We start from the raw sequence: 12,158 nt of genomic DNA on the forward strand, positions 1-12,158 counted from the left end.
TCAAATACCCGCCAATCAGTGAGCGAGTTCCACGTATGCTGCATGGAGCGGATTATAACCCGGAGCAATGGCAGCATGATCCCGAGGTGCTAGAAGAGGATATTCGTCTGATGAAACTGGCTAAATGTAACGTGATGTCCGTTGGCATTTTTTCCTGGGTGGCATTGGAGCCTGAGGAAGGCGTATTCACGTTCGAATGGCTGGACCGTATCCTGGATTCGTTTGCTGAGAACGGGATCTATGCGTTTTTAGCTACTCCCAGTGGAGCAAGACCTGCCTGGATGTCACAAAAATATCCCGAGGTGCTGCGTGTAGAGGCTAACCGTGTCCGTAACTTGCATGGGTTTCGTCATAATCACTGTTCTACGTCGCCTGTATACCGGGAAAAAGTAGGCATCATGAATACAAAGCTGGCCGAGCGCTATGCAAATCATCCGGCTGTCATTGGTTGGCATATTTCCAATGAATTTGGTGGGGATTGCCACTGTGATTATTGTCAGGAGGCATTTCGTACCTGGGTGAAGGATAAATACGGCACGCTGGATAAGCTTAATCACGCATGGTGGACGACCTTCTGGAGTCATACGGTTACGGATTGGAGCCAAATCGAGTCTCCGGCTCCTCACGGTGAAACGCAGGTCCATGCTATGAATTTAGACTGGAGACGGTTTGTGACCGATCAGACCGCAGATTTTATCAAACATGAGATTGTGCCGCTCAAGGCTGCGAACCCGGCACTTCCGGTCACCACAAATCTGATGGAGTTTTTTGAAGGATTGAATTACTGGAAGTTCGCTGATCTGCTCGATGTTGTATCCTGGGACAGCTATCCAACGTGGCATGACCGTGGAGGAGATGATAGCCGTCAGGCTGCCAAAGTGGCCATGATGCATGATATTATCCGTTCAATCAAGGGCGGGAAGCCATGGATACTGATGGAGAGTACGCCAAGCTTGACGAATTGGCAGGAGATTAGCAAGCTGAAGCGGCCAGGAATGCATCTGCTATCGTCTTTACAGGCTGTGGCACACGGGTCAGATACAGTCCAGTATTTCCAGTGGCGGAAAAGCCGTGGTTCGAGTGAAAAATTACATGGTGCAGTCGTCGATCATGTGGGGCATGAGCATACTCGGGTGTTTGGGGATGTGACAAATGTGGGCAACGCGCTGGAAAAACTGGAGGAGGTTATCGGCACATCTGTACCAGCAGAGGCGGCAGTAATTTTTGATTGGGAGAACCGCTGGGCGGTCAACGACTCACAAGGTCCACGTAATAAAGGTGTAAAATATGAGGAGACAGCTGAAGCACATTATTTGGCTTTGTGGGAGCAGGGTGTGCCTGTAGATGTCATTCATATGGATGCAGATTTCTCTAAATACAAACTTGTGGTAGCTCCAATGCTGTATATGGTGCGCAGCGGTGTGGGCGAACGTATCCAAAAATTTGTTGAAAGCGGTGGCATTTTTGTAGCAACCTATTGGTCCGGTATTGTGGATGAACATGATTTGTGCTTCCTTGGAGGCTTTCCGGGGCCGCTTCGTAAGACGCTTGGGATCTGGTCGGAAGAGATTGACGCGCTGCATGATCACGACCGTAATCATATTTTTCCAGTTGAAGGCAATGAGTTGGATCTGCATGGTGAGTATGAAGCTGTGGAATTGTGTGATCTCATTCATACGGAAGGAGCAGAGGTACTGGCTCTATACGGTTCAGACTTTTATGCAGGACGCCCAGCCTTGACGATGAACCGCTTGGGACAGGGAAAAGCTTATTATATCGCCTCACGCAACACCGGATCATTTCACAGTCATTTTTACAAAAGTTTAATTGATGGCGCAGGAATTAGTAAAGCGCTCAATGTTCAATTGCCGCATGGAGTGAATACGGCGATTCGTACCGATGGAGTTCATGACTATATTTTCATACTGAATTTCACTCATGAGCCACAAGAGATTCGGCTGGATGGACATATTTATGCGGATATGCTCGAAAATCATGTGGTGGAAGACGGTAAGGTTCGATTGGATGCCTATGCTGTTAAGGTACTAAAGACAGAGCGGAGTAAATCGGAAATAGTATAGACTGTGATGGCTGGCGTTTTCCCGAATGAGTTTCTAGGTAAATTTGCAAGAGGCAATGAGGTGTACACAATTCAGATGGGGGATGACTTATGAAAACAAGTAAACGGATTATGGTATTTGCGATGTTGATCTTGTTATCCAGCTTTTTGTATCCATTTGGCTCTGTGGGAGGTGGTGCGGCTTCGGCCGCCCCTGCTTTTGCCAAAGGAGCAGATATAAGCTGGGTAGCAGGAATGGAAGCGCAAGGTATGACCTGGAAGGATAAAAAAGGGGTTCGCCGAGATGTGCTGCAAATTTTGCGGGACGATTATCAGATCAACTCGGTGCGTATCCGGGTGTGGGTAAACCCTGACATGAAGGATTATGGAAGCGGATACATGAATGCCGAAAAGGCAGCAGAACTGGCGCAGCGAGCTAAAAAATTGGGTATGAGCGTCATGCTGACGCTGCACTACAGCGATTCATGGGCTGATCCCGGACAGCAGAACAAACCTTATGCGTGGCGAAATCTTACATTTACGCAACTTATGGACGCGGTCTGGTCTCATACGGTTTATGTTATGAACACGGTGAAAAGCAAGGGGGTAACACCGGACTGGGTGCAAATCGGCAATGAAACGAACAATGGAATGCTCTGGGAAGACGGTAAAGCCTCGGTGAACATGAAAAACTACGCATGGCTCGTCAATACAGGGAATAATGCTGTAAAATCGGTAAGCAGCAGCACAAAAACGATCGTACACCTGGCAAACGGGGATAATGGCTCCACCTTAGCCTGGAATATTGGCGGCTTGATTGACAATGGAGCTCAGTTTGACCTCATCGGGTTTTCTCTGTATCCGTCTCCTTCGAACTGGCAGGGAAAAGTGAACCAGACGATTACCAATGCCAATGATCTCATTGCAAAATACGGCAAAGGTATTGTTATCAGTGAAATCGGAATGGAATATAATGAACCTGCAACCTCCAAGGCATTTATTGCCGACATCAAAACAAAGGTTCGCAGCATCGCGGGCGGCAAAGGCTTGGGAGTATTTTATTGGGAGCCGGCTGCAACCCCAGGTTATAATCAGGGCTATAACAAAGGTGCTTGGCAGGCTGACGGCAAGCCAACCTCAGCGCTGGAAGGCTTTATAAACTAAAGTACGTGACGAGTATGTCAAAGAACCTCTAATTCGCACAATGCGCAGAATAGAGGTTCTTTGTTTTCGTTGGTTTATTGAAGGTAGATCGTTAGGATTTCCGATTTACCTTGAAGAATGAAATAAGCTCTCCTAACTCCCCGGACATCAAGGTAAGCTTGTCTGAAGCTTTGACGATAGAAGCCATCGACTCAGCCTGTTCTCCAATGGTGTGCTCAATTTGTTTGCTGCTGTCTGCTGTTTTACTTACTGTGGAAGACAACTCGTCAGAGGTTGCTGACATTTCCTGCGTGCTGGCTGAAATCTGCTCTGTCGCACTGGATACCTCCTGAATTTGTGACGATACTTTATTGGCCGCATTCAAAATCTCCGAGAACATTTCGCCCGTCTGACGTGTGACTTCCAGCCCGATTTGAACTTCCTTCACGCCTAGACTCATTCCTTCCACCGTTTGTCCAATTTCCTTTTGAATTTCCCCAATAAGCTCGGCAATTTGTCTAGCGGATTCTTGAGATTGCTCAGCCAAATTACGCACTTCTCCTGCTACTACTGCAAAGCCTTTCCCTTCCTCACCTACTCTGGCGGCCTCAATGGAGGCATTCAGTGCGAGCAGATTGGTTTGGCTGGCAATGCCTGTAATGATGCTTACGATATTACTGATTTCGTTAGATCGGTTCTGTAGCGCATTAACGGAATCAACGGTTCTTTCTAATGTAGTGGAGATAGAATCCATTTGAGTAGATAGCTTTTGGGCTACCTGGTTGCCTTCTACCGAACGTTTTTCCATGGAATAAGCTTGATCTGCTACGGAAGATGAGCTTCCGGCAATGGTTTGGATAACCGTAGCCATTTCATTCATAGCCCGGGAGCTTTCAAGCGCAGCGTGATCCTGGGATTCAAGTCCTTGGGTTATTTCCTGAATATTGCTGTTAATGATGTTCGTATTCTCACTGTTTTTCTCACTAATACTTAGCAATTCCTGAGCTGATCCTGTAACCTCTTGCGTCGTATCCTGTACTTTTACCATCGTATCGTTAATACGTTTGATCATGGTATTAAACTTTTGATTGATAATGCCAAGATCATCCTGGCCTGTTTTGATGCTAACATTCAGATTGCCCTCGCTCACTTCCTCGATGCCCTTCATCAAGCTGCGAATCGGGGAAAGGGTACGTTTTACCAGTAAATATTGAATGGTTAAGAAAATAGCAAGGAACAGAATGAGCAGGGATACACCGTATAAAAGCAGTTTTTGAAGTCCGGCAGGTACCGAGCTTGCGTCTACGTCAAAGAAAATGGAACTCGTAATTTTACCGCTTGCATCTGTAATGGGATAAACAATGGTCGTCCATGTGCCATAATCGTCGGTGTAAAAGCTGCTCAACGCCGATTCTTTCGTTTTTAGCATTTCATTTACGGCGGTTGCATTTTCAATAGGAAGAGTATACATATCCCCTATGTTCAGTTTGGAATCCTGGAACGATTGAACCAAATTTGTGGGAACGCCAATAATGGAGGTTTGGTCTCCTTCTTTTAACTCTGTACCAAATATGTAAGCTTGGGCAACATTTGGATAAAAGGTGTGAATAGAGTCGAGAAATTTGCGTAGATCTTGCTGAACAGGGCCATTATAATCTTTTTCGGTCAAGGCTTGTTGCACTTTTGTTTTATCGACATCATTTGCCCATTTTTTGGTTAACACCTTAACCTGGTCTTGTAGCTGTGTGGTGAGAATGTTCTTTTGAAGGATGTAGCTGGATGTGATGAGAATCGTACCGATCAATACGATGTTAAGGAATGAAATCAATAGATTTTTACCAAAAAAGGACATAGTACTCCACTTCAAGTTTTTCACGTGCTTCTTCTCCTTTAAGTTGAACTATATTTTTAATATACAACCTATCCCTTATATATTTCGTCTATTTGCTTTCTAAATGTTAGGTATTTATTAAATTTGGAGAATATCGATTACATACTAGTGAAATATAGCGATAAAAACCGACAAATATTATTTTTTGATTTTATAAGGTTAAAATGGGATTTGAAGGATGAAATAAATTAGGAATTAAAATGATAAAAATATGACCTGTTGCCATGATGTTGCTTCCAATAATGAAGATGTCCACCAAATGGCTGGCGGACATCGGGTAATCAATCATTACTTTGCTTGTATGCAAGTTAACCTGATAATCTTAAACCAGGACCGTTTTTTTGCCATTCTGTTTAATGGGTCTATACTTGCAGTCCCACATTGCATCCCGAACCGCTTGGCGGATATCATCGGGCTGGTGACGTGCTATGCCATCCTGAACGGCAGCCTCTGCAACTGCTACAGCTACTGCTTCAGATACTTCACGCAACTCGCTGATTTTCGGTAGAAGGGAAGCTCCTGGCTGTGACAAATCGACTATATCGGCTACTGCATGGGCAGCGGCGGCAAACATGCTGTCTGTGATGATTTTGGATTTCACTACAATCGCGCCAAGACCTAGACCAGGGAATACGAAAGCATTATTGGATTGTCCAATTTCAAACTTAACATTATTATAGGTTACCGGTTCAAAAGGGCTGCCTGTTGCAATCAATGCTTTTCCTTCAGTCCAGCGGATCAAGTCTTCCGGAGTTGCTTCAGCCAGTGGAGTTGGATTAGACATAGGCATAATAATCGGATGTTCTGTATGCTTAGCCATTTCTTTAACGATTTCCTCACTAAATGCTCCGGTAACACCAGAGGTTCCGATCAAAATGGTTGGTTTCACCCGGCGAATGACTTCCAAAAGTGGAATTTTGCCGTCCTCCACACGTTCCCAATCACGATATTCTGCGGCGTCTCGTACATAAGGAACCTGGAATGGGAAAAGTCCTTCTGTTTCATTAGTAAGCAGACCGCGGTAATCATAAGCCCAGAAGTTACTTCTTGCTTCAGTTTCCGATAGTCCTTCCAGCATCATGGCTGCACTAATTTGATCTGCATTACCGATACCAGCGGCTCCTGGACCAAAGACCAAAACTCGATGCTTGCTCAGTGGGACACCAGACAGTTTGACACCAGACATAACACCTGCGAGCGTAACTGCACCAGTGCCTTGAATATCATCGTTAAATGTCAAAATACTGCTTCCGTATTTATTGATAATGTTCCGGGCGTTGACATTACCCAAGTCTTCCCAGTGCAGTAGCGCATTCGGAAAATAAGAAAGTGCAGTCTGAACATAGGTGTCAATAAATTGGTCATATTGTTCTCCGCGAACACGCTTGTGACGGTTCCCCATGTATAAAGGATCTTCCAATAGTATTTCGTTGTTCGTACCTGCATCAAGAACAACTGCCAGCACCCGGCTAGGATCAATACCGGCAGCGGCAGTATAAACAGCAAGCTTACCGATGGAGATATTAATTCCACCAACTCCCCAGTCCCCGATTCCAAGAATACTTTCAGAATCCGTGGCTACGATGAGGTCAATATCCTCAGGGTCCAGGTTCAAATTTTTAAAAGCTTCTTTAATGGCGGAAAGGTTACCAATAGATAAATACATACCGCCGGGTTTGTGATATTCATGACTGTATTCCTGTATAGCCTGACCGACCGTTGGAGTATAAACAATCGGAAGCATTTCGCTTAGGTGCTCGGAGAGCAAGCGATAGTATAGGACTGTATTCCGGTTAAACAGATCGTTTAACGCGATATTTTTACGCAAATTATCCGGTTGGCTCTGAAATTGCTCGTAAACCCGTTGAACCTGTTCCTCAATAGTCAATATGGTAGGAGGCAGGAGACCGTCAAGTCCAAGCTGCTGCCGTTCTTCAAGAGTAAAAGCCACTCCTTTATTCAGTAGTGGATTAGCCAGCAATTCCTTTCCGGTTAATTTGGTTTCGATAGAACCATCTTCAGTCAATTGAAAAGCACGCATTTCTAATTCCTTCTTTCTAAAAATTTCATTTGATTTTCATTATATTTTCGATGAATTTTATAAAATGTAAGTTATGTCATAGCGAAGCTACTGTTGAGATGAAGAGATTTTTATAATAGGTGGATAAAGTGAATGAAGAAGAGAGAAGGGGGATATACACAATAAGTCACTTGGAGTTTTAGCTATGAGATTTTTTTATTTTTAGGCAAACAAAAAAAGCCTTGAGTATCAAGGCTTTTTGACGTATAGGACGGATGGGGATCGAACCCATGACCCTTACCCTGTCAAGATCATACCCTGATAAGTAACGTTCGGTAGGTTACGGTAAAAAACCAATAAAATAAAGGGTTTTAGTGTTCGCACGAACAAACGTTCAGTAGGTTTAAGTATGTCTAGGAACCTACTTTCGTATCAAAATTCGTATCAGGCTTGTTATAGAATGACTTCCCAAACAGATCGGCTGTGTCTTCTTGTATGTCCGGCAGTATGTGAGCGTAGTTGTCAATCATTCTGGTATCCGACCAGCCCATTCGTTCTGCAATAACCTGAGGCGTTTCTCTATTCTTTATAAGAAAGGTAACGTGTGAATGCCGCAGATCATGGAATCTTATTTTCTTCAATTTAGAGTTAGCTATTATTCTATCAAAAGTACGGCTAATGTTTCGAGGGGAGACGGGTGTTCCTAACGACGTTGACACCACTAATCCAAGGTCTGTGTATACAAGTTTGTTGCTCATCTTCTTTTCATTGGTGCGTATTTTATGAAGTCGCAAAGCCTCCATAGTTTCTGAGTCTACGCGGATTAGCCTGCTCCCCGAGATCGTCTTAGCACCAACTTGAAAGTCTTTCCCGTCACTACTCATAATCTGAGTGATTGATATAGTTCTTTTATCGAAATCTACGTCCTTCCAACGGAGTCCTAATATCTCTCCTTTGCGCATTCCGGTGGTTAGTGCAAGAAGGAACACAATATAGTACATATCGTCTTTTGAAGCTTCCAGGAAAGCATGTGCCTGTTCTAAGGTCCACACCTGCATTTCCTTTTTTCGAGCTTTAGGACGTTCGACCAACGAAACAGGATTTTTGCTGATCATTTCCCAAGAAGCTGCTTTTTTCATGGATTCATTAATAATTGTGTGGCACTTCTGGATGTTTTCATCCGATAGCTTCCCGTTAGAATGCAAATCATTATAAAAGTCTTGAATGTGGCGTGGTGTGATGCTGCTAATGGCAAGGTGTCCAAGTGCGGGCAGAATATGATTGTTAATCATGCTGCTATATGTAGTCATCGTGCCTCGCTTAACATGCATCTTCTTATCGTTTAAAAAACTCTCCATGAAATCCTTGTAGAGTGTCTTTGACTGCTCAATAAAGGTGCCTTTGTTTAGATCGTTCTCCATTTCACTCATCGCCGCTTTTGCTTCTTTTTGAGTTCTGAAACCACGACGCATCTTTTGTTTGTACTTACCATTCTCTTTGTAGTTGACTTTGAAGTCCCATTTCCCAGTCTCATCATTCTTATATACAGGCATTATTGTTCACCAGCCTTATGCTCGATTATATCGCTCGCCTGCACACCAAAATGCGTACATATCTTGTTCAACACTTCAAACGATATATTTTCATCTTTGCCCATCTTCGCCATTGTTGCAGTAGATATCCCCAGTTGAAGCCGTAAATCCTCTTTGTTCATATCCCTTTCAATTAACAACTTCCAAAGCGGTTTGTACGAAAAGCCCATTTTAACACCATCCCAAATATTTATTTTATATATATAAATCATATCTTTACATTATCAAAGATATGATATTCTCGCAAACTTTTGAATCGAAAAAAAATACGTGAAAATTGATCGTAAAATGAAAATAATTGTGATCCATTAGGTTTTGCACATGGTAAATTAGTAACATAGGAAATCAAGAAGAGAACAACACCCGACACAATCACACACCTGTTTGACGGTGGTAGGCGTAAGACGAGCGGCACCAGTTAGCCCCTTGCTATAAGACCTACAGAGAGCCGCAAGGGTAGGACAAGCGGGCATGTTGCTCTTTCTATTCCTGAGCTTGTCACGACCGCTTGAGGGTGCGTTCTACGCGTCTTAGGTACGTGAGGGGCAATTACTCCACTTTTGCCTGTCCAAGCGCTTATATCGGGCGTATGGCATCTGTATGCGGTGATCCTAGCCGTTAAAGAGTGGATCAGGAGCGCAACTGGTCGCGTCAGTAAGTACCGGATTCCGAAACAAAGCCTATATCAGATGTGGTGGCGGAAGAGAGACGCATACACAGGACACGCGCGGCTTTAAAGAGCGAGGCGTGGGTTCAATTCCCACACCGTGCAGCGTGCAGAATATCTGGTGTGCTGCGGGGGTCAGATCCCCACAGTCCCGGTTCAAATCCGGGCTTCTGCTAAAAAAGAAAAGACCACCTGAGAAAGGCGGTCTTCCTGAAAAATTGATTTACTTCTTGTGTTTGGTCGGATCGACTAATTTGTAACCTTCGCCAGATTTTTGTGTAGGTGGTAAAGGGTTACCTTTAGTAGATGTGACCTCTCTTCCTTTGCTGCCGCCTCTTGGACCTACAACTTCGTACTGTCCAGACTTGGGAGTAGGAGTGCCGGGAGTCAATTTGTCTGCTATATCAATCACCTCCTTTCGAACTAATACTTTCGGCACGGAAAAAGGAATATCCTTCCTTGGTGTCGAATTGTTGTGTCGAAAGGAGGGTAACCATGACACAGGTTTTAGTTTTATCTGAGTATTCAGAAGGAGCATTGCAACGAGGGATTAATGAATTTCTTAACGGCTTCCATAAATCTAGGCTAATTGATATAAAATTCAGTACCTCAATGATCCCTGATAATGGTGATTTGTCTATCACAGGGCATACCATAATTTATTCTGCTCTAATTATTTATGAAGAAAATGGACAACTCTAAGCAACCTAATCACTGACTTCTACCGATATAAGGTAATGAGAGAGGATGTATGAAAATTGGAATACGTAAGAATCGAGGCCTGCAGTGAACAATCTGTTCAGAGATACCTTGATGGTGGTTGGAAGATCATTGACACTGCCAAGAGCGAGTACCCCGGAGAAGGTTCACAAATCATTTACCATGTAGGATATCCAGCAGCTAAACGAATTGAAGACTTGCTGAATATCATTAAGGATTATGAAAAACACGGTTTTAAAGAAAGACTGTTTGAGATTATCGCTACTGAAAATGAGGACGATTATACTCAGTATGATCGAGATGGCGGAGTACCAACAAGCGACACAGCAAAGTACATGTCACAATATGATAGCGCTGTGCAGAATAGAAATATTACTTACTCTAAAAGACACGTTCCTCAAGAATACCATTTACGTGGTTAAGCCGCTCATACGAGCGGCTTTTTTAATCCCCTTGAAAGGGTGAAGGCCAATGTTTAAATGGCTGACAGAATCCTATCCGCCGCGTGACGTATTCGAGTGTAACAATTGCGGGAAGAAGACGCCTGGTCGATGGTGCGGTTATTGTCCTGGCGAACGAGGAACCTACTGGGATAAGAATGGTACTCCCAGCAAGCCGACAGCGCGTATAAATCCTAAACTAAAGGACGTGGTGAAAATGAAGAAGCAGACCGTTTGGTTCAGGGAGTAGGTGTGATATGAGAATACTCAAGTGGCTTGTACGATTGACAGCAGCTCATTCTGAGGCACCGAGAAACAGGACAGAACGTCGTCAGGGAACACGTGTCTAGTTGGGGGTTCAAATCCGATACCCCCTCCTGAATCTTGGGGGCTCAAATCTGATACCTCGGCTTGTATGCAGTGCTGTTCACACGACTCAAACCAAAGATTAAGCGGTGAATGTTTATGCGTAATATACAACAATCAATGCATGTAGTGGTGGACGATTGTACCCCCTAACATAATTCTACTGGTGGATGATTGTCCCCCACTAGGAGAGTGTAAGAATGCTTTAATCCCTTATGTATAAAGGGTTTGTGGGAATTACACTCTCATGATGGTGTGCAAAATGTACCCACTGCATTAATGTATAAAGTGTGCATAACGCCGAATTTAGGCTAAAATGGACTGCTTGACAGCTAAATATGATTGTCAGTATAATGCTCTTATCCTTCGTATCTAGTAACTAAGTACAAGGATCTTAATATGGAGCGTAGCGTTCATATGCACTTCATCTGTTCAAACGATTTAAAAAGATAATTTAAAAAAACAGCAGGTTCACGTCATTTTTTCAGACGTGAACTAGGCCAGTCCGGCTATGAGGACGGTCTTATCTTTAAATCTTTTAATGCATACGTTTAAAGTAACTTTAATGCTATAAAGTATATACGACGCTAAAAACCTTGGTATAAAAGGGTTATTCCTATACAGAAAACACACTACGATTACCGAAGTCACTCCTATAAAAGAGTGGCTTTTTTGTGTTCATACATAAAACTGATTGGAGGATACAGACCATGATCACACACCCCAACATATTCAGATGGCATATCAGAGGAATAAGGATAACAGGAGACGATACCGCTGTTATTGATATATACATACCAGGAGTGAATCAACGGGATCGGGTAGATATACGCTTAAACCTGATTGATAGATTACGTGGTATTGATATCGAAAAGAAGACATTACGTACATTGGATAAATGGATACTGATTTGTCATGAGAAGAATGTAGAGTTGGATAGAGCAGATGCATTGAGCAGAATTTATCATGAACCAGGAGCTTATGCCAGCATAGTTCCATATAGCAGGATTGTCACTAAGAATACAGAGCATGGATAGCAGCTCACCCTTTATACCAAATGATTTAAAGATAAAGAATAAAAGAAGGAGGCGCGCGCGTGAAATGATTATGAAAAATAATCATAAAAGCTTTCTTTTTCTCAGAAAAAATAAATTTGGGTCCTTCTGGAGCTTAAAAATGGGTACGGGTGCGCATGAGCCCGAAAATGCTCCAGTTTTTTATTCAGAATTTCACTTCCGTTTCCGCTTTAGAAAGCGCAGG

Annotated in this window: 10 protein-coding genes; 6 read left to right on the top strand and 4 right to left on the bottom strand. The window is 43.4% G+C overall.

The features are described from left to right. The first annotated feature begins 35 nt into the window (after positions 1-35). Together ACIFO6_RS16290 and ACIFO6_RS16295 are read left to right on the top strand one after the other, a co-directional pair. Positions 36-2,081: a beta-galactosidase gene (locus ACIFO6_RS16290; protein WP_430042235.1), complete on the top strand. Its 2,046-nt coding sequence runs from the start codon at positions 36-38 to the stop codon at positions 2,079-2,081. A gap of 89 nt (positions 2,082-2,170) precedes the next feature. Further along, positions 2,171-3,223: a glycoside hydrolase family 53 protein gene (locus ACIFO6_RS16295; RefSeq protein WP_430041935.1), complete on the top strand. Its 1,053-nt coding sequence runs from the start codon at positions 2,171-2,173 to the stop codon at positions 3,221-3,223. 91 nt (positions 3,224-3,314) lie between these two features. Here the strand turns inward: ACIFO6_RS16295 and ACIFO6_RS16300 are convergent, their stop codons facing one another. The 4 genes from ACIFO6_RS16300 to ACIFO6_RS16315 all read right to left on the bottom strand — a co-directional run bounded on the left by ACIFO6_RS16300 (position 3,315) and on the right by ACIFO6_RS16315 (position 8,875). Then, the gene (locus tag ACIFO6_RS16300; RefSeq protein WP_430041938.1) at positions 3,315-5,078 is read right to left on the bottom strand and encodes a methyl-accepting chemotaxis protein; all 1,764 of its coding nucleotides are present in this window, start codon (positions 5,076-5,078) and stop codon (positions 3,315-3,317) included. A 337-nt stretch (positions 5,079-5,415) separates the two neighbouring features. Next, positions 5,416-7,134: an NAD-dependent malic enzyme gene (locus ACIFO6_RS16305; protein WP_430041939.1), complete on the bottom strand. Its 1,719-nt coding sequence runs from the start codon at positions 7,132-7,134 to the stop codon at positions 5,416-5,418. Positions 7,135-7,526: 392 nt separating this feature from the next. Next, on the bottom strand, positions 7,527-8,666 hold the full coding sequence (locus ACIFO6_RS16310) for a tyrosine-type recombinase/integrase (protein ID WP_430041940.1): 1,140 nt from the start codon (positions 8,664-8,666) through the stop codon (positions 7,527-7,529). Beyond that, positions 8,666-8,875, bottom strand: a complete 210-nt coding sequence (locus ACIFO6_RS16315) for a helix-turn-helix domain-containing protein (RefSeq protein WP_430041943.1) — start codon at positions 8,873-8,875, stop codon at positions 8,666-8,668. The genes ACIFO6_RS16310 and ACIFO6_RS16315 overlap by 1 nt, the downstream gene beginning before the upstream one ends. A 992-nt stretch (positions 8,876-9,867) precedes the next feature. On the opposite strand from ACIFO6_RS16315, the gene ACIFO6_RS16320 reads away from it, so the two are divergent. From ACIFO6_RS16320 to ACIFO6_RS16335, 4 genes are all read left to right on the top strand, one after another. Continuing rightward, positions 9,868-10,074, top strand: a complete 207-nt coding sequence (locus ACIFO6_RS16320; protein WP_430041944.1) for a sporulation protein Cse60 — start codon at positions 9,868-9,870, stop codon at positions 10,072-10,074. Between the two features lie 56 nt (positions 10,075-10,130). Beyond that, positions 10,131-10,514 carry a hypothetical protein gene (locus ACIFO6_RS16325; RefSeq protein ID WP_430041946.1) on the top strand — a complete coding sequence of 128 codons (384 nt, stop codon included), beginning with the start codon at positions 10,131-10,133 and terminating at the stop codon, positions 10,512-10,514. A gap of 49 nt (positions 10,515-10,563) precedes the next feature. Further along, entirely contained in the window at positions 10,564-10,782 is a 219-nt protein-coding gene (locus ACIFO6_RS16330) for a hypothetical protein (RefSeq protein WP_430041947.1), read from the top strand. An 826-nt stretch (positions 10,783-11,608) separates the two neighbouring features. Beyond that, entirely contained in the window at positions 11,609-11,935 is a 327-nt protein-coding gene (locus ACIFO6_RS16335; protein WP_430041948.1) for a hypothetical protein, read from the top strand. The last annotated feature ends 223 nt before the right edge of the window (positions 11,936-12,158 follow it).

Origin of the sequence: Paenibacillus sp. NRS-1781 (assembly GCF_050467745.1) — a bacterium.
Taxonomy (GTDB): domain Bacteria; phylum Bacillota; class Bacilli; order Paenibacillales; family Paenibacillaceae; genus Paenibacillus; species Paenibacillus terrae_A.

Coding starts and splice junctions, on each gene's coding strand:
- ACIFO6_RS16290 (WP_430042235.1), top strand. CDS start 36: ATGCTGCATGGAGCGGATTATAACCCGGAGCAATGGCAGCATGATCCC.
- ACIFO6_RS16295 (WP_430041935.1), top strand. CDS start 2,171: ATGAAAACAAGTAAACGGATTATGGTATTTGCGATGTTGATCTTGTTA.
- ACIFO6_RS16305 (WP_430041939.1), bottom strand. CDS start 7,134: ATGCGTGCTTTTCAATTGACTGAAGATGGTTCTATCGAAACCAAATTA.
- ACIFO6_RS16310 (WP_430041940.1), bottom strand. CDS start 8,666: ATGCCTGTATATAAGAATGATGAGACTGGGAAATGGGACTTCAAAGTC.
- ACIFO6_RS16315 (WP_430041943.1), bottom strand. CDS start 8,875: ATGGGCTTTTCGTACAAACCGCTTTGGAAGTTGTTAATTGAAAGGGAT.
- ACIFO6_RS16320 (WP_430041944.1), top strand. CDS start 9,868: ATGACACAGGTTTTAGTTTTATCTGAGTATTCAGAAGGAGCATTGCAA.
- ACIFO6_RS16330 (WP_430041947.1), top strand. CDS start 10,564: ATGTTTAAATGGCTGACAGAATCCTATCCGCCGCGTGACGTATTCGAG.
- ACIFO6_RS16335 (WP_430041948.1), top strand. CDS start 11,609: ATGATCACACACCCCAACATATTCAGATGGCATATCAGAGGAATAAGG.